At 68.2% G+C, this 17,713-nt stretch carries 15 protein-coding genes; 10 read left to right on the top strand and 5 right to left on the bottom strand.

The annotated features are described in order from the left end of the window. Positions 1 to 55: 55 nt before the first annotated feature. Positions 56 to 1,432, bottom strand: a complete 1,377-nt coding sequence (locus B9D87_RS06525) for a PPE family protein, SVP subgroup (RefSeq protein WP_007771139.1) — start codon at positions 1,430 to 1,432, stop codon at positions 56 to 58. A gap of 452 nt (positions 1,433 to 1,884) precedes the next feature. On the opposite strand from B9D87_RS06525, the gene B9D87_RS06520 reads away from it, so the two are divergent. Continuing rightward, positions 1,885 to 3,051, top strand: a complete 1,167-nt coding sequence (locus B9D87_RS06520) for a glycosyltransferase (protein WP_040629834.1) — start codon at positions 1,885 to 1,887, stop codon at positions 3,049 to 3,051. Positions 3,052 to 3,103: 52 nt separating this feature from the next. Then, complete coding sequence (locus B9D87_RS06515; protein WP_007771141.1) at positions 3,104 to 4,147, top strand: class I SAM-dependent methyltransferase; 1,044 nt, start codon at positions 3,104 to 3,106, stop codon at positions 4,145 to 4,147. A gap of 8 nt (positions 4,148 to 4,155) precedes the next feature. Here B9D87_RS06515 and B9D87_RS06510 read toward each other — a convergent pair whose 3' ends face one another. Together B9D87_RS06510 and B9D87_RS06505 are read right to left on the bottom strand one after the other, a co-directional pair. After that, the gene (locus tag B9D87_RS06510; protein ID WP_040629835.1) at positions 4,156 to 5,646 is read right to left on the bottom strand and encodes an FAD-dependent oxidoreductase; all 1,491 of its coding nucleotides are present in this window, start codon (positions 5,644 to 5,646) and stop codon (positions 4,156 to 4,158) included. A gap of 62 nt (positions 5,647 to 5,708) precedes the next feature. Beyond that, positions 5,709 to 6,530, bottom strand: coding sequence for a hypothetical protein (locus B9D87_RS06505; RefSeq protein ID WP_007771145.1), 822 nt, complete (start codon positions 6,528 to 6,530; stop codon positions 5,709 to 5,711). A gap of 165 nt (positions 6,531 to 6,695) precedes the next feature. On the opposite strand from B9D87_RS06505, the gene B9D87_RS06500 reads away from it, so the two are divergent. The 3 genes from B9D87_RS06500 to katG all read left to right on the top strand — a co-directional run bounded on the left by B9D87_RS06500 (position 6,696) and on the right by katG (position 10,790). Next, positions 6,696 to 7,982 (top strand): L,D-transpeptidase, encoded by a 1,287-nt coding sequence (locus B9D87_RS06500; protein ID WP_007771147.1) that lies wholly within the window; start codon positions 6,696 to 6,698, stop codon positions 7,980 to 7,982. Positions 7,983 to 8,072: 90 nt separating this feature from the next. Continuing rightward, positions 8,073 to 8,513, top strand: coding sequence for a Fur family transcriptional regulator (locus B9D87_RS06495; RefSeq protein WP_007771149.1), 441 nt, complete (start codon positions 8,073 to 8,075; stop codon positions 8,511 to 8,513). Between the two features lie 36 nt (positions 8,514 to 8,549). Next, positions 8,550 to 10,790: a catalase/peroxidase HPI gene (gene katG, locus B9D87_RS06490; protein WP_007771151.1), complete on the top strand. Its 2,241-nt coding sequence runs from the start codon at positions 8,550 to 8,552 to the stop codon at positions 10,788 to 10,790. Between the two features lie 71 nt (positions 10,791 to 10,861). On the opposite strand, the gene B9D87_RS06485 is transcribed toward katG, so the two are convergent. Beyond that, entirely contained in the window at positions 10,862 to 11,662 is an 801-nt protein-coding gene (locus B9D87_RS06485; RefSeq protein ID WP_007771152.1) for a DUF1906 domain-containing protein, read from the bottom strand. Positions 11,663 to 11,983: 321 nt separating this feature from the next. On the opposite strand from B9D87_RS06485, the gene manT reads away from it, so the two are divergent. Genes manT through mmpH form a run of 3 tightly spaced genes read left to right on the top strand, consistent with a single transcriptional unit; the run spans position 11,984 to position 15,049 of the window. After that, positions 11,984 to 13,234 carry an MMP alpha-(1->4)-mannosyltransferase gene (gene manT, locus B9D87_RS06480; RefSeq protein WP_007771154.1) on the top strand — a complete coding sequence of 417 codons (1,251 nt, stop codon included), beginning with the start codon at positions 11,984 to 11,986 and terminating at the stop codon, positions 13,232 to 13,234. Further along, positions 13,228 to 13,986, top strand: a complete 759-nt coding sequence (locus tag B9D87_RS06475) for a class I SAM-dependent methyltransferase (RefSeq protein WP_007771156.1) — start codon at positions 13,228 to 13,230, stop codon at positions 13,984 to 13,986. Before manT ends, B9D87_RS06475 begins: the two co-directional genes overlap by 7 nt. Next, positions 13,973 to 15,049, top strand: coding sequence for an MMP endo-(1,4)-3-O-methyl-alpha-D-mannosidase (mmpH, locus tag B9D87_RS06470; protein WP_007771157.1), 1,077 nt, complete (start codon positions 13,973 to 13,975; stop codon positions 15,047 to 15,049). Before B9D87_RS06475 ends, mmpH begins: the two co-directional genes overlap by 14 nt. A gap of 12 nt (positions 15,050 to 15,061) precedes the next feature. Here the strand turns inward: mmpH and B9D87_RS06465 are convergent, their stop codons facing one another. Further along, positions 15,062 to 15,724 carry a class I SAM-dependent methyltransferase gene (locus B9D87_RS06465; protein WP_007771158.1) on the bottom strand — a complete coding sequence of 221 codons (663 nt, stop codon included), beginning with the start codon at positions 15,722 to 15,724 and terminating at the stop codon, positions 15,062 to 15,064. Between the two features lie 175 nt (positions 15,725 to 15,899). Between B9D87_RS06465 and B9D87_RS06460 the strand changes: the two genes are divergently transcribed. Together B9D87_RS06460 and B9D87_RS06455 are read left to right on the top strand one after the other, a co-directional pair. Next, positions 15,900 to 16,541 carry a cutinase family protein gene (locus tag B9D87_RS06460; protein ID WP_007771159.1) on the top strand — a complete coding sequence of 214 codons (642 nt, stop codon included), beginning with the start codon at positions 15,900 to 15,902 and terminating at the stop codon, positions 16,539 to 16,541. A 202-nt stretch (positions 16,542 to 16,743) separates the two neighbouring features. Beyond that, positions 16,744 to 17,385 carry a carboxymuconolactone decarboxylase family protein gene (locus B9D87_RS06455; protein ID WP_007771166.1) on the top strand — a complete coding sequence of 214 codons (642 nt, stop codon included), beginning with the start codon at positions 16,744 to 16,746 and terminating at the stop codon, positions 17,383 to 17,385. Positions 17,386 to 17,713 lie beyond the last annotated feature (328 nt).

Raw genomic sequence — 17,713 nt, 5'->3', positions numbered from 1 at the left:
GATGGCCAGCAAACGTTAGCACCCGCGCGGCACCGCGGTCGTCCTAATGATCCGATCAGCCAGGCAGCAGGCGCTTTTTCTGCTCTTCGAATTCCTGCTGCGTCAAGATTCCGGCGTCGCGCAGCGAAGCCAGTTCGCGCAACTCGGCGGCGATGCTGGTGATCGGGCCGCCCGCGGCGACCTGGGGTGGTTCCGTCGGCACGGTCGTCGGCTCCTTCGGCGCCGAGCGCGTTGCCTTCTCGATCTCACCGGCCCGGGCCCGCTCGCGGCCCAGGGCGCCACCGGTACCAGCCATCGCGCGCCCGGCCATGCTGGCCGTGGCCATCTCGCCGAACAAGCTGCCGGTGCCGGTGGAAGCCGCCGCGGCGGCGGCCGGCGCGGCGGCGCCCGCGGTGGTGGCCGGCAGCACCAAGGCGGCCGGGCGAATCGCGGGGGCGGCCGCCGTCCAGCCGGGCGGGACCGACAGGCCGCCGACCGTGCTGGCCTGCCCCAGCCCGGCGGACGCCAACGTGCCGAATCCGCCCGCCGGGTTCGTGATGACCGGGAACGGCGATGGCGGCACGGCGCCGGTGCCCGGCCAGGCCTGCACGCCGGCCCAGCCGCTGACGATGTCGTCGGTGTGGAAACCGGTCAGCGCACCGGCCACGTCGAAGGGCAGCGCGACCAAGGTGCCCGGCGCGTCGATGCCCAGGCCGGCGACGCTGGCCGGCGCGTCGAGGAAGATCGCGATGAGGTCGCTCTCCAGGCCCAGCAGGTCCGTCGCCGACGTCGGGCTTATGGCGGCCGGGCTCAGCGCCGCGTTCGACAACAGGTTGGGTACCGCCGAGAACGACTGTTGCACGGTGTTACGAGTGCTACCCGCGGCGGTGCCGGCCTGGGCCACCGCTTCGGATTGGCCGGCGCCGGAATTGCTGGTCGGGTCGGGTTGGGAAAACGGCGTCAATCGCGTCGCGGAGGCCGTCGTACCCGCGTAACCGAACATGGCCGCGGTGTCTCGAGCCCACATCTCGCCGTACTCCGCCTCGGTCGCGGCGATCGCGGGCGTGTTCTGGCCGAGGACGTTGGTCGCGACGAGCGCCGCCAGCTGGGTCCGGTTGGCCGTGACCACCGGGGGCGGCACCGTCTCGGCGAACGCCGTCTCGTACGCGAAGGCCGCCGTCCTGGCCTGGTTGGCGGTTTCTTCGGCCTGGGCGCCGGCGGTCCTCATCCACTCCAGATAGGGGGTGATTGCCGCGACCATGGCCGCCGACGAGGGGCCGACCCACGGGCCCGACGTCAGGGCCGTGATCTCGGCCTGATAGGAGTTCGCGGTCGTTTGCAGCGCGGCGGCCACTTCGTCCCACGCCATCGCGGCGGCCAGCATCGGACCCGAGCCCGGACCGGCGTACATGCGCGCGGAGTTAACCTCCGGCGGCAGTACTGCGAAGTCCATGCCGTTCTCCTCCGATCGCTTTCAGGGCCGCGAGGGCATCGACGGCATCGATGCGCGTCGTATGGGGATAGCCAACAGAGCAGCAAACAAATCGCATTCCCTCCGGTGCTGCCAGTGCCGCGAACGAGGGCGGCCGAATAAGACCGTCCCCAGTGCTAGCGGACCGGTCTCGCGCATCTGCAGGTGCCCCCACGTCAACGAATACAGCGAAATTGTTGCCGATGGTTAACGATAGGTTACCTGCACATGACGGCCGAAACTCACAAGGGTTCGGCGCGTATTGCGCAAATCACTCTCAGCGGGCTCTCAACGCACGGGATCGGTCCGGGCGGCGGCTGCTCGTATACCCGGCGTCCGCAAAAGCCCTGTTCAGGGGTCGGGGGTGCGCCCAGCGGGTCTGGCGCCGCCGCTTCTGCTTGGATTTGTGGCGTCCCCCCGAGTGAGGTCTTTAGATGAAAATGGTGCTGGCCGCCTACGGCAGCCGCGGCGACGTCGAGCCCTGCGTCGCCGTCGCACGGGAGTTGCACGGCCGAGGGCACGACGTCGTGATCGCCGTGCCGCCCGACAAGCTCGGCATGGCCGAGTCGGCGGGGCTGTCCGCGGTCGCGTACGGCCCCGACAGCCGCGAGCAGGTCACCATGGCGACCAACTTCGTCCGCAACGTCGCGAATCCGGTGAGCGCGCTGCCGCAACTCATCGAGCGCGTCACCACGGTGTGGACCGGCAAGAGCGAGACGCTGACCTCGGTGGCGGCCGGGGCCGACCTGCTGGTGGCCGGGATGAACGAGCAGCGGCTTGCCGCCAACGTCGGGGAGCATCTCGGCATACCGCTGGCGGCGCTGCACTTCTTCCCCGCAGAGACCCTGGAACTCGGCCGGCTGCAGTCCGAAGTCACCGGCGCGGCCGAAGCGGCCCAGCGCCGGGCGCTCGGTCTGTCCGACCACGCGGCGACGCCACCGCCGCTCGAGATTCAGACGTATGACGAGTTGTGGGCACCCGAACTGGCAAAGCAATGGGCCGGGCCGGGCTACCGACGGCCTTTCGTCGGTTCGCTGACCCTCGGATTGCCGGGCGATGCGGACGACGAGGTGTTGTCCTGGATCGCCGACGGGACGCCGCCGATCTATTTCGGATTCGGCAGCACGCCGGTCACCTCGCCCGCCGAGACGGTCGCGGTGATCAGCGCGGCCTGCACGCAGATCGGTGAGCGGGCGTTGATTTGCAGTGGCCCAAACGATTTCACCCACATCCCGCCCGCCGACCACGTGAAGATCGTGGAGGCAGTGAATCACGCCGCCGTCTTTCCGGCGTGCCGCGCGATCGTCCACCATGGCGGCGCCGGCACCACCGCCGCGGGCATGCGGGCGGGGGTGCCGATGTTGATCCTGTGGCTCTGGCTCGATCAGCCGATCTGGGCGGACGCGGTCAGCCGACTGGAAGTCGGCGTGGGCCGGGCATTCTCGGCCTCCACCCTGGACTCGCTGGTCGCCGACCTGCGCTCGGTGCGTTCCGCGCACTACCTCACCCGTGCCCGGGAGGTGGCCACGCAGATGATTGCGCCCGCCGAAAGCGTCGCCGCGGCGGCCGACCTTCTCGAATCCGCCGCCCGGCGGGCATAGCCGCTTGCGCCCAGCGGTGGTGCAAAGCCGGCCGGTCGTGTAAAAGGTTCTGGTGCAGGATCCGCCGAATGCGTCGTTCGACCCGTCGATGCTGCGCGAGGCGATGATCAGGCGGCTGTATCGGCGGTTGTCGGCCGAGGGCCACATCCGGGTGCCTGCGGTGCCGGGCCTGATCGACGAGTACGTCCAGCTGTGCAACAACGTCTGCGCGACCCTCGGCGTCTGGTGTCCCCCCGAGCAGTCCGCGCAGTTGCGGGCCGCGCTGCAAGCCGAGTTGGCGAAGGCCTTCAAGGCCTCGCCCCGTTCCGAGGTCCTCATCTCCTATGAGGCTCCATTCGGGACGGGCGTGAATTTCCGGGTCCAAGCCGATTGGCGCACGGTCGAGGCCGACTACGAACAGTGGACGCAGATCCGCCCACCGCCGCTGTTCGGCACCGAACCGGATGCGCGCGTGCTGGCACTGGCGGCCGAGGCGGCCGACCCGTCGGCCTACCGGGTGCTGGATGTCGGCGCCGGCACCGGGCGCAACGCGCTGGCCCTGGCCCGGCGCGGGCACCCCGTCGACGCGGTCGAGATGACAGCCAAGTTCGCCGAGGTGATTGTCGCCGAAGCCGCTGGTGAATCGTTGAGCGTCAACGTCATTCAAAGCGACATCTTCACCGCGATGGAGGGCGTACGCGATCAGTATCAGCTGATGGTGGTCTCGGAGGTGGTGTCCGACTTCCGCACGCCGCACGAGTTGCGCGGCATGTTCGAACTCGCCACCGATTGCCTGGCCCGCGGCGGGCGGTTGGTTTTCAACACCTTCCTGCCCCGCGACGGCTACGTTCCCGACGACGTCGCGGTGCAATTCAGTCAGCAGTGCAACAGCATGATCTTCACGCGCGACGAGGTGGCCGCCGCGGCCGCCGGGCTGCCCCTCGAACCGATCGCCGACGACTCGGCCTACGAATACGAGAAGGCCCAGTTACCGCCGGACTCCTGGCCGCCCACGGGCTGGTTCGAGGGCTGGGCAGGCGGCCTCGATGTGTTCGACGTCCAACGTGACGACTCCCCAATCGAGTTGCGCTGGCTGGTGTTTGAGAAGGCGGGCTGACTGCGGCGCTACGCGGTCAGGTCGCGGGTGGCCGGGCCCTCGAGCAAGGTGCCGTCGGGCGCGAACCGCGACCCGTGCAGCGGACACTCCCACGCGTTGTCGGCGTCGTTCCAGTTCACGATCCCACCCAGGTGCGGGCACACCGGGGAGACGCGGTGCTCGGTCCCGTCGACGCGGCAGCGGGCCTCCAGGTGCCACGGTGGGCCGCTCACCACACCGCCTTCGCCGTCGACCGGGCTGCGGCGGTGCGTCCGTATCGCCGGGGTGATCCAGCCCTTCGTCAGGTTGAAGCCGACTTCGAGGTTGGCTTGCAGGGCCGTCGCCAGTCCCGTCAGCTCGTGCGGACTCCAGCTGGCGAACGCGCGGGCCCAGTCCATCCGCCCGCCCAGGATGCGGCTGGACAGCGCCAACGCCGCGGCGGGGCCGTTGGTCATCCCCCACTTGTTGAAACCCGTTGCGACGAAGATGCTTTCGGTGTTCGGCAGGATGGGGCCGACGTACGGCAGATGGTCGATGGGTGTGTAGTCCTGCGCCGACCAGAAGTGGGTCTGCACGGCCCCCGGATAGTGCTTGCGCGTCCACGTCGACAGCTCGTCCAGCGCCTCGGACGGGCTCTTCTCACGGCCCACGGTATGGCCGGCCCCGCCCACGATCAGCCGCTCCCCGTCCGCGACCGGCGCGTACCGCACCGACCGTGTCGGCGAGTCGGTGGAGATCATCATCGGCCGGGTGATGTTGCCCGGCACCTTGAACGCCAGACAGTAGGACCGGCTCGGCTTCACCCGCGCGAAATACCCGCCGCGATCCAGGATCGGGATCCCGGTGGCGAGCACCAGTTGGGGCGCCTGCAGTTCGACGTCCCGCTGGGCGGCGTCAGTGACATGCACACGCACCCCCTTGCCGCGCCAGGAGACCCGCCGCACGCGGGTGTGCTCGACCAGCCGTCCGCCGTGCCCCAACAGCTCGACGGCCAGCGAGTCGAGGAAGGGCATGGGGTCGAACTGGGCCTGATCGGCCAGCCGCACACCGCCGTGATAGGCGAACGGCACCTCGGCGTCGTCGTCCCACGTCACCGGCAGCCCGACCGCCTGACACGCCGCGAGCTCGGCGCGCGCCGACGGGACGCCCCGCACGGATTGGGCGTAGGTGTAGGCGTCCTCGCGCTGCACCGCCACGCCGCGCGCCTCGCAGTGGCCCAGCACCCACTCCTGTCCTTCGCGGTTGCCGTCGACGTACGCGCGCGCGACGTCCCGGCCGTGCCGTGGCAACACCTTGGAGAGCTGGCTGCCCTGCAGCAGGCTGATTTTCGCGGTGGTGTTTCCGGTGGCGCACGCCCCCACGGTGCGCGCCTCCAGCACCAGCACATCCTTGCCGGCGCGGGCCAGCAGCACCGCCGTCATCAGGCCGGTGATGCCCGCGCCCACGACGATGACATCGGCGGACAACGGTCCCTGATCAAGCCGGCTTGGGGCCCAAGGCTGTTCGCTGCGTTCGGTCATCCACAAAGAAGTCACGGCTGAGCTGATACCCCTGCGCGGCGCGGGGAAACGCCGCGCCCGGCTCACGCCCGCCGCAACCGGGCTTTGGCCTCCCGCACAGCGTCCGCGGCGGTCCGGCCGGCGTCCCGCGCCGTGTCGTAGTCCTTTTCGGCGGCACTGAGTTCCCGCTCGGCCGCGCGCAGCGCCCGGGCGGCATCGTCACGGCGCTGCCGGGCGGCGTCCCGCCGGGCCCGTCGCTCGGCCACCAGGTCGCCGGCCTCGGCCTTGGCGCGCTCTGCGGTGGCGACGGCCGCGTCGAGTTTCTCGCGCCGTCGGTCCTGCGCCTTGTCGCGCGCCGGCCGCTTCGCGGGCCGTTTCCGCGCGGGCGCGCGCCGCGGCTTCGCCGGTTCGCCGGCGGCGTCCATCGATTCCGGCACCGCACCGCCGAAGGCGCCGAAACCCGACCACTGCTCGGGACGGGTCAATCTGCCCAGTCGATCGCCGATCTGCGGATCGGCGATCGCGGCCTGCAGCGTGCTGGTCAGGTCTTCGCGCACGGTCGCCGACGGTCGCGTCAGGTCGGCCTCCCGCAGCGCCGTGCGGGTGAGGTCGTCGATGAGGTTGCGTTGCTCGGCCGACAGGTCCCGGATCCGCCCACCGTCCATCGCCGCGTGCGCGTCGCGCAGTCGTTCCCCGAGGTCCGTCAGCCGCTGCCGGGTGTCGGCATGCCGCAGGGCGAGCCGGTTGATGATCCAGGCCGCCGTCGTCGGTTTGTTGGCGGCGGAAATCCGTTTCGCGGCCGCGGTATCGCCGCGCTGCTTGGCCGCGGCGGCCAATCTGGCGCGCTCCGCGGTGAACTCCTTCGGCGGCGCCTCGTAGAGGCTGTCCAGTTCCCCATCGGCCATGAGGCCATGATCTCTCGCCGGCGGCCGGCGGCGGCGTCAGTGACCACGCCCAACCGCGCGGCGGTTTAAAACCCGCACGTCGCGGGATACCTCATCTACAACATCGAACCGCCGGGCAGAAGTTCGCGGCCTGCGCGCAACAGAAGGCAGGGTTTCGGCAACTTCATGACGTCCAAGTCCAGCGATCAGTTCGTCGGCCGGATCCTCGGCGTCAGCCGGCCCCGCCGATTCTTGTTTGCGGTGTTCGTGATCGTCGCCCTGGTCGGCGCGATACATCTCACGGCGGCCTCCCATTGCCCGACCGGCGACTGCGGTCAGCGCGGCGCCCCCGCGAAAACCGCAGGCCCGGCACAGATCACGATCACCCCCGGCGCCGACGCTCACGACGTCGACCCCGTCGCCCCGGTCATGGTCAAAGCCGACAACGGGACCCTCACGGGCGTCGACATGGTCAACGAGAGCGGCAAAACGATCGAGGGCGTCATGACCCCGGACAACACGGTGTGGAAGCCCACCGCCCCGCTGGGCTACGGGCGGACCTACACGCTGACGGTCACCAGCAGCGGCGTCAGTGGCGTTGCGGCCAAGCAGGTTTCGTCGTTCTCCACGCTCAAGCCGTCCAACCAGACCAAGGTGTCGTTCACCACCACGTCGGAAGCCGCGCTGCACGACGGCGGCACCTACGGCGTCGGAACGGTGATCGTGGCGCACTTCGACGAGAAGATCGCCGATCGCGCCACCGCCGAGCGGCAGCTGTCGGTGACCACCACCCCGAAAGTCGAGGGTTCCTGGTACTGGGTCGACGGCCAGAACGCGCACTGGCGGCCCGAGCGCTATTACGCCCCGGGCACCAACGTCACGGCCGAGGCGAAGATCTACGGAATCGCCTTGGGCGACGGCCTGTTCGGGCAGGACGACACCAAGGTGTCGTTCCGTGTCGGCGATGCGCACGTATCGATCGCCGACGACGCCACCCACCAGGTCAGCGTGTTCAGCAACGGAGTCCTGCAGCGCACGATGCCCACCAGCATGGGAATGGGCGGCACCGAGGACGTCGGCGGCAGAACCATCTCGCTGTGGACCCCATCCGGCGTCTACACCGTCCTGGACAAGGGCAATCCCGTCATCATGGACTCCTCGACGTTCGGTCTGCCGAAGAACTCGAGGCTCGGCTACCGCGAGACCATCAACTGGGCCACCAAGATCAGCTCGGACGGCATCTATCTGCACGAGCTCGACGCGACGGTCTGGGCCCAGGGGCACCGCGACACCTCGCACGGCTGCCTGAACCTCAATGCCGACAACGCGAAATGGTTCTTCGACTTTTCGGTGCCCGGCGACGTGGTCGAGGTGCGCAACAGCGGCGGGCCTCCGTTGACGCTGGCGCAGAACGGCGACTGGACACTCAGCTGGGACGATTGGCGCAAGGGCAGCGCGCTGAAGCCGACCTGACCGTGACGCAGCTCATTTGTCACCCGCAGTTGTGCCCCACTTCACAATAAAGTCTTGACTCGTTCCAAATAAGTGCGTCATATTGGTGGCGTGTCATCGACGGCCGATTACGCGGACAGGTTGCGGAGGGCCGATCTGCGGGTGACCCGGCCCAGGGTCGCCGTGCTGGAAGTCGTGGACGCCAATCCGCACGCCGACACCGAGACGATCTTCTCGGCGGTCCGCGTCGGCCTGCCCGACGTCTCGCGCCAAGCCGTCTACGACGTACTCAATGCGCTGACCGCCGTCGGTCTGGTGCGTCGCATCCAGCCGCTCGGGATGGTGGCGCGCTACGAGTCTCGCGTCGGCGACAACCACCACCACATCGTCTGCCGGTCCTGCGGGATCATCGCCGACATCGACTGCGCCGTCGGCGACGCCCCCTGCCTCACGCCCTCGGACGACGACAACGTTCTTGATGGCTTCGTTCTCGACGAGGCCGAAGTCATCTACTGGGGCCTGTGCGCCGATTGCTCGACCACGGGTTCCTAGATCGCAGCCGATTCACCCACCCCGGAAAGGAATGTTGTGTCATCTGATACATCCGCTAGCCGTCCGCCCCAGCCAGACGCCGGGACGGCTAGTAAAAGCGAAAGCGAAAACCCGGCAATCCCATCCCCTACGCCGAAATCGCATGCGCCCCTGACGAACCGGGACTGGTGGCCGGATCAGATCGACGTGTCGAAGTTGCACCCGCACGTCGCCCAGTCCAACCCGCTCGGCGAGGACTTCGACTACCCGGCGGAGTTCGCCAAACTTGACGTCGATGCGCTCAAGGCCGACGTGATCTCGGTGATGACCACCTCGCAGGACTGGTGGCCCGCGGACTACGGCCACTATGGGGGCCTGTTCATCCGGATGAGCTGGCATGCGGCGGGTACCTACCGCATTCACGACGGCCGCGGCGGCGGCGGCCAGGGCATGCAGCGCTTCGCCCCGCTCAACAGCTGGCCGGACAACGTGAGTCTGGACAAGGCCCGCCGGCTGCTGTGGCCGGTCAAGAAGAAGTACGGCAACAAGATCTCCTGGGCGGACCTCATCATCTTCGCGGGGAACTGCGCCCTGGAGTCGATGGGATTCAAGACGTTCGGCTTCGCCTTCGGCCGCGAGGACGTCTGGGAGCCCGAAGAGATCCTCTGGGGAGAAGAGGAAGAATGGTTGGGCACCGACAAGCGCTACTCCGGCGAGCGCGATCTCGCGCAACCCTACGGTGCCACCACCATGGGTCTGATCTACGTGAATCCGGAAGGCCCCGAAGGCAAGCCGGACCCGGTCGCCGCGGGCATCGACATCCGTGAGACTTTCGGACGGATGGCGATGAACGATGAGGAGACCGCCGCCCTCATCGTCGGAGGCCACACCTTCGGCAAGACCCACGGTGCCGGTGACGCAGACCTGATCGGTCCCGAGCCGGAGGCCGCCCCGATCGAGCAGCAGGGGCTGGGCTGGAAGAGCTCGTTTGGCAGCGGCGTCGGCAAGGACGCCATCACCAGCGGCCTGGAGGTCGTCTGGACGCCGACGCCGACGAAGTGGGACAACTCCTTCCTGGAGACGCTGTACGGGTACGAGTGGGAGCTGACCAAGAGTCCCGCCGGCGCCTGGCAGTTCACGGCGAAGGACGGCGCCGGGGCGGGCACCATCCCGGACCCGTTCGGCGGGCCGGGCCGCGCCCCGACGATGCTGGTCACCGACATCTCGATGCGCGAGTCGCCGATCTACCGCGACATCACCCGGCGCTGGCTGGACCATCCCGAGGAGCTCGCCGACGCGTTCGCCAAGGCGTGGTACAAGTTGCTGCACCGCGACATGGGGCCCATCACCCGCTACCTCGGGCCGTGGATCCCCGAACCGCAGCTGTGGCAGGACCCGGTTCCGGCCGTCGACCATGAGCTGGTCGACGACAAGGACGTCGCGGCTCTGAAGAGCAAGGTGCTGGCGTCCGGCCTCTCCGTTCCCCAGCTGGTCAAGACCGCGTGGTCGGCGGCCTCGAGCTACCGCAACACCGACAAGCGCGGTGGCGCGAACGGCGGGCGGCTTCGTCTCGAGCCGCAACGGAGCTGGGAGGTCAACGAGCCCGCCGAGTTGGACAAGGTGCTGCCCGTCCTGGAGAAGATCCAGCAGGACTTCAATGCCTCGGCGTCCGGCGGCAAGAAGATCTCCCTGGCCGACCTGATCGTGCTGGCCGGTTCGGCGGCGGTCGAGAAGGCGGCCAAGGACGCCGGATACGAGATCTCGGTGCACTTCGCACCCGGGCGTACCGACGCATCGCAGGAGAACACCGACGTGGACTCGTTCGCGGTGCTCGAGCCGCGGGCCGATGGGTTCCGCAACTACACCCGTCCCGGGGAGAAGGCGCCGCTGGAGCAGCTGTTGCTGGAGCGCGCCTACCTGCTGGGCGTGACCGGTCCGGAAATGACGGTGCTCATCGGTGGGCTGCGTGCCCTGGGTGCCAATCACGGCGGCAGCAAGCACGGCGTGTTCACCGACCGGCCGGGCGCGTTGACCAACGACTTCTTCGTCAACCTGGTCGACATGGGCAATGAGTGGAAGGCGTCGGAGTCGGCGGAGAACGTCTACCTGGTCGTCGACCGCTCCACGGGCCAGCAGAAGTGGACCGCGACCGCGAATGACCTTGTGTTCGGCTCCAACTCGGTGCTTCGCGGGCTGGCCGAGGTCTACGCCCAGGACGACGCCCAGGGCAAGTTCGTGGAGGACTTCGTCGCGGCGTGGGTCAAGGTGATGAACAACGACCGCTTCGACCTCAAGTAGGAAAGGGTCTTGATCGAAAGCGGCACCCCGCGAGCGACCGGCTCGCGGGGTGCCGTTCTTTCACGTCCGGGTCAGCGATCGAGATCCCACTGCCCGAAGTCGGCAGCGAGCACATCGTCGACATCGACATTGATGCCGCCCAGCAGCGGCCCCGGATTGCTCGGGCTGTTGACGACCGTCTGGTAGAGGACCGCGGCGGGTTCGCGGTCGCCGTTCGACCATGCCCTGGTCTGCCACGCCCACAGGTGCCCGGGGGTGCTGGAGTGCCCGATGACGCCGTCCCTGATCGCCCATCCACATACCTGGGCGTCTCCGTAGATGCCGGTACGGCCCACGCCCAACACCGAGTTGATCCCGCGAAACCATTGGACCGCAGCGCTATTCCACGCGTTGGCGTCGATGGCGTCATCGACGCTGAAGAAGATGGGCGCCGAGTTCGGGCCGCCCGCCGCGGAGTGCAACTGCATGGCCGTGTGGGCGTCGGCCACGCCGCCGTCATAGCCCCGGGTGAAATCCGACGGGTCGGGCCAGCCGGGCTTGCCGTACTGGAAGTTGCTGACGATATGCAGGCCCGCGGCGCGCAGCGCGTCGGCGTAGTCCCGGGTCAGCGGCTTGGCCTCGAAGTTGGCGCCCGGCCGCGACTGCGACACATAATTCACCACGCCGTCGTAGCCGGCCGCCTTGATCTCGTCGGGAGCGATCCGGCGCTCGGCGAAATCGATCAGCCTCATCCCGGCCGCCGACGCCTTCGGGGCCGCGGCGCCCGCACCCAGGGTCAGCAGTGCCGGCGCCACGGCATAGGCGCCCGCATATTTGAAGAGGTCGCGCCGCGAAGGCGATCGCCGATCGCCGCGTCCGCCCGAATCCCGCACCGCGCGATGGTAACAAAAACGCGGGCCTTCCTTCGGCCGATCTTCGCCGGTCAGCGCAGGTCACCTGCGGCGCCCGGCCGGTCGGGACCGACCGGCCGGAAAGATGGCGGACATCGACGGGTGGCATGATCTTTGCGTGTCGGACATCCAGGGGGCCGCCTACGCGCGGGACGGCGGATCTCCGGCTCGTTGCGCTCGATTAGGTGATCGAACTATAGTCTGGACACATGTCCAGTTTGCTGTCACGGAGTTCGGGAGTCCGTTGATCGCGATGGATTCGGCGCCATTCCGCGGTCATTTTCCAGCAAAGAAGAGTTGAGTATGCGAATTGCCCTGCTGTCCTACCGTAGTAAGACCCATTGCGGCGGACAGGGCGTCTACGTGCGCCATCTCAGCCACGGTCTGGTGGAGCTCGGTCACGACGTCGAGGTGTTTTCCGGACAGCCGTATCCCGACCTGCTCGATCCGCGGGTCCGCCTCACCGAGGTGCCCAGCCTCGATCTTTACCGGGAACCCGATCCCTTCCGGGTACCGCGGCCGAGCGAGATTCGTGACTCCATCGACCTCTTGGAACTGCTCACCACATGGACCGCGGGCTTTCCCGAACCGCGAACGTTCACGATGCGGGCCGCGCGGTTACTTGCCCAGCGGACAGCCGATTTCGACGTCGTGCACGACAACCAGAGCCTGGGCACCGGACTGCTCAGCATCGCCCAGGCGGGGCTTCCCGTGGTGGCCACCGTGCACCACCCGATCACCCGCGATCGGGTGCTGGATCTGGCCGCCGCGCGATGGTGGCGAAAGCCGTTGGTGCGCCGCTGGTATGGGTTCTTGGACATGCAGCAAGAGGTGGCCCGGCACATCGCCGACCTGTTGACCGTCTCGTCGTCGTCGGCGTCGGACATCATCGCCGACTTCGGCGTGGCACCGGAGCAACTTCACGTGGTGCCGCTGGGCGTGAACACCGAACTGTTCAAACCCGGATCCGGCCCCCGCGAGCCCGGTCGCATCATCGCGATCGCCAGCGCCGATACCCCGCTGAAGGGCGTGCGCACCCTGCTGCAGGCGGTCGCCCGGCTGCGCACCGTCCGCGATCTCGAGTTGCGGTTGGTCGCCAAGGTCGAGCCCAATGGCCCCACCCACAAGCTCATCGCCGAACTCGGGATCTCCGACATCGTGCACATCACCAGCGGGCTGTCCGATGCCGAGCTGGCCGCCCTGTTCGCGTCCGCGGAGGTCGCCTGCATCCCCTCGCTCTACGAAGGGTTTTCGCTGCCCGCGGTGGAGGCCATGGCCAGCGGCACCCCGATCGTCGCCAGTCGGGTCGGCGCGCTGCCGGAAGTCCTTGGCACCGACGGTGCTTGCGCCGAATTGGTGCCGCCCGCAGACGTGGATGCGCTGACCCACGCGCTCGGCGCACTCCTGGACTCCCCGGAAAAGCGCCGCAGCCTCGGCAAGGCGGGCCGCACCCGTGCCGTCAACGTCTTCAGCTGGGAAGCCGTGGCCGCGCAAACCGTTCGGGTGTACGAGCGGGCGATCGCCCGCAGCGCGCAGAACGGGGCGCCATGCTGACAGTCGATTTCGACCGGCTCGGTATCGGGCCGTCGACCAAGGTCATCGACGTGGGGTGCGGTGCCGGCCGGCACGCGTTCGAAGCGTATCGGCGCGGCGCGGACGTCGTCGCCTTCGACCGCGACGAGGCCGAATTGCGCTCGGTGGACAGCATTCTGCGCGCGATGGCCGAAACCGGCGAGGCGCCCGCCGGCGCCTCGGCGACGGTGGTCGTCGGCGACGCGCTGAAGCTGCCCTACGCCGACCAGACGTTCGACTGCGTCATCGCGTCGGAGATCTTGGAGCACATCCCCCATGACGATGCGGCGATCGCGGAGCTGATCAGGGTGCTCAAAGTCGGTGGCACGCTGGCGGTCAGCGTGCCGCGGTGGCTGCCTGAGCAGGTGTGCTGGTGGCTGTCCGACGAGTACCACGCCAACGAGGGTGGCCATGTCCGCATCTACCGGGCCAGCGAGCTGCGCGGCAAGATCTCCGGCGGCGGACTGGAACTGACCCACACCCACCACGCCCACGCGCTGCACTCCCCGTTCTGGTGGCTCAAATGCGCTGTGGGCGTAGAGAACACCGACCACCGCGCGGTGACCGCCTACCACAAACTACTGGTGTGGGACCTGATGCAGCGCCCGAAGATCACCCAGCTGGCGGAGTCGCTGCTCAATCCGCTGGTGGGCAAGAGCGTAGCGATGTACTTCGTCAAACCGCAGGAGGCGAAAAGCGAAGCGACTGAAGGGTATTCAGTTGCATCGGTCTAACCTACCCGCAGTTCCGGGGGTTCTGACTCCCGAACAATGCCGACAGACCGCGCTTTCCATCGCCGCCGAACAGGAACCATCGGGTGCCATCCCCTGGTTCGAGGGCGGCCATACCGATCCGTGGGACCACATCGAGTGCGCGATGGCGCTCACCACCGCCGGGCTGCTGGAGCCGGCGCGGGCCGCCTTCGCCTGGAGCCGCCGCACCCAGCGCCCCGATGGCTCGTGGCCCATCCAATTCCGCGCGGGCGTCATCGAAGACGCCAACAGCGACAGCAACTTCTGCGCCTACATCGGCGCCGGCGTGTGGCACCACGTCCTGGTCACCGGCGACCAGACGTTCGCGGCCGAGATGTGGCCGGTGGTGCGCAAGGCGATCGACTTCGTCATCGACATGCAATTCGGCAACGGCGAGATCGGCTGGGCGCGAAGCGAAGCCGGCGTGCTGCCGGAAGCTCTGCTGACCGGGTGTTCGAGCATCTTCCACAGCATCCGCTGCGCGCTTGCCCTGGCCGCCCTGGTCGAGGATCCGCAGCCGGAGTGGGAGTTGGCGCTGGGCCGGCTGGGCCACGCCATCTCCGCCCACCCGGAGGCGTTCACCGAAAAGGACCGCTACTCGATGGATTGGTACTACCCCATCCTCGGTAGCGCCCTGCGGGGTCCGGCGGCGGCCGCGCGCATCAAGCAGCGCTGGGACGCATTCGTGGTCGACGGCCTGGGCATCCGGTGTGTCGGCGATCGTCCCTGGGTGACCGGCGCCGAAACCTGCGAGCTGGTGATGGCGCTGGACGCCATCGGGCGGCACGCGGACGCTCGCCGCCAGTTCGCCGCGATGCAGCATCTGCGCGAAGACGACGGATCGTATTGGACGGGACTGGTTTTCGCGGACGGCAAGCGGTGGCCCGAAGAGCGCACCACGTGGACCGGTGCGGCGATGATCCTGGCGGCAGACGCCTTGTCGAACACCACCGCCGGGGCGGGAATCTTCCGCGGCGACGCGTTGCCGGTGGGCCTGCAGACCGACTTCGATTGCGAATGCGTTGTCACCGGTCCTGGCCGATAGACCGCCGCTCCGCTAGAGCTGCTCCCCCGGCTCGCCACTGACACGTTCGAGCAGCCGCAGCGATCCGGTGGCCGAGACTTCCCGGAACTGTCCGGAATCGAGTGCGCGGCAGTAGATGTAATACGGTGGCCGCCCGCCGTCCTTCGGGTCGGGGAACACGTCGTGGATGACCAGCGCCCCACCGATGTCGACCCATTTGGCCCAGCCGTCGAAGTCCTGGTTCGCGGCGGCCTCGCTGTGGCCGCCGTCGATGAACAGGAACCGCAGCGGTGCGCGCCAGCCCCGCGCCACCAGCGGTGACTTGCCGACGATCGCGACGACGTGCTCGTCCAGCCGGGCGGTATCGAGCGCACGGCGAAACGTCGGCAGCGTGTCGAACAGTCCGGTGACCTCGTCCACCATCGACGCGTCGTGATACTCCCACCCGGCCTGGTGCTCCTCGGAACCGTGATGGTGGTCGACCGTGTAGACCACGCCGCCGGTCTGTTGCGCCGCTGCGCCCAGCAGGAGGGTGGATTTGCCGCAGTACGTGCCGATCTCGACGCCGATGCCGCCGCCGAGATATCGCAGCGCGGCGTCGTACAGCGCGCGACCCTCGTCGGCCGGCATGAAACCTTGCACCTGTTCGGCCAGCGCGAACAGGCGCTCGGGCGCATCCGCGTCGACGTGACTCATCAGCTGAACCTATCGTCTCGATCCGGACCGCCGACATCGTGGTCGTTGTTCGCGCTGAGCGATCATCCGCGATCTGTATCACGGCTGGCCAGCGGACCGGGCGGGTTCGCTCTACCATCATCTGGTGCGCGCCTTGCCTATCCGCAAATTTGCTGTTGTCGGCCTCGCCGCGGTGATGGCCGCGGCCGCCCTGATGTTGCCCGCCGCGCTGCTTCCGCCCGGGACGCCGGGGGCCGCGCCGCCGGCCGGGGCCGCGAACTGCCCGCCGGTGCAAATCGTGTTCGCCCGCGGCCGCAACGAATCACCCGGTCCGGGCGTGCTGGGCAACGCGTTCATCAGCGACGTGCGCAGCAAGGTGAACAGGACCGTCGGCACCTACGCGGTGCAGTATCCGGCCGACACCGAGGTCGCCCAGGGCGCCAACGACATGAGCCACCACGTCCAGGACATGGTCAACAACTGCCCCGACACCCGGCTGGTGCTGGGCGGCTACTCGCTGGGCGCGGCGGTCACCGACGTCGTGCTGGCCGCGCCGATCGGTGCGTTCGGTTTCGACAGCCCGCTGCCGCCGGGCGTCGATCAGCACATCGCCGCCGTCGCACTGTTCGGCAACGGCAGCCAGTGGGTGGGTCCGATCACCAACTTCAACCCGACCTACAACGACCGGACCATCGAGCTGTGCCACGGCGCCGATCCGATCTGCAACCCGGCCGACCCGAACACCTGGAAGGAAAACTGGCCCCAGCATCTGGCCGGCGCCTACATCGACGCCGGCATGGCCAACCAAGCGGCGGACTTCGTCGCGAGCAAGCTCTGACCGGCTCGCGACGGCGCATGCGCTAGCAGCGGATTCGCGAGCCGGTCCATGGTCGTGTGCGGTGCGGCATGGTCGCCGGGACTGGCGGCTATCGCCCAACGGCCGCCGAGCCGCCGTGAACTGGGTTACGACACCCGCGGAACCTAGGATCGAAAGCAATCTGCGGTCATGCCAGGTCGGCCGCCAGCCGAGAGGAGACGCGATGCCGCGTCTTGATCCGATACCGCGGGGTGAAGTCAGCGACGAATTCACGCTGAAGATGTACGACTTCATGTTCGGCGAGCGCGATCCCGTGGCGGAGCCGGGCGCCGTCGGCGGCACTCCCGGCAACTGGTGGACGGTGATGGCCCAATCCCCCGCCGCGCTGCGCCATGCGGTGCGCGGCTTCCGCCTTTACCGCGAAGAGGTCTCCATCCGGGCCGACCATCGAGAGTTGGGCCAGATCCGGGCGGGCTGGGTGGTCGGCAGCCAGTTTGTCTTCTCCCAACACTGCAAGGCCTGCCGTTCCGCGGGACTGTCCGAGGAGAAGATCGCGGCCATACCGTCCTGGCAGACCGCCGAGTGTTTCGACCAGACCGAGCGGCTGTTGCTGGCCTATGCCGATTGCCTTGCGGGACAGCATGGCCGAGTGCCCGAGCGGTTGTTCACTCGGTTGCGTGAGGTCTTCACCGACACCGAGATCCTCGAATTCACCTACACCACGACCATGTACGTGATGCACGCGATCATGTCGCGGGCGCTGCGGCTGGAATTCGATGACGTTGACGACCCGATCGTCGAGGTCGACGATCCAGCGGGCGGCGGTGCGCTCGATATCGGTGCCGCGACCTCCGGGCGCGACTGACGTGACGCGTTAAGCGGTACTCAAACGGCGTCCAAAGGGGTGGCCGCTTCGCGCCTCACCCGCATGCTCGCGACGGCCGAGGATCGCCCCGCCCCGATGTCACGGCGGCGAGCCACGAAAACGTCCCCTGCCGAAATGATCGAGTACTTGGGGCGCCAAACCGAGCCGGCGAAGGCAACGGCTGCAGTTTGCGAACGGTGCGGTCTCGCCGCATCCCGTCCGTCCATATTGCGGTTCCCCACCAATGTCTACTACGCACGGTAGTAAGGCCGGAAACGGTCGGTAAATACCTCAACTACAACTTGAGAGTTCCGGCCGATGCGGTCGG

Source organism: Mycobacterium colombiense CECT 3035 (assembly GCF_002105755.1).
GTDB lineage: Bacteria > Actinomycetota > Actinomycetes > Mycobacteriales > Mycobacteriaceae > Mycobacterium > Mycobacterium colombiense.
Note: the sequence above shows the minus strand (reverse complement) of the source record. Positions and strands in the feature narration are given on the sequence as shown.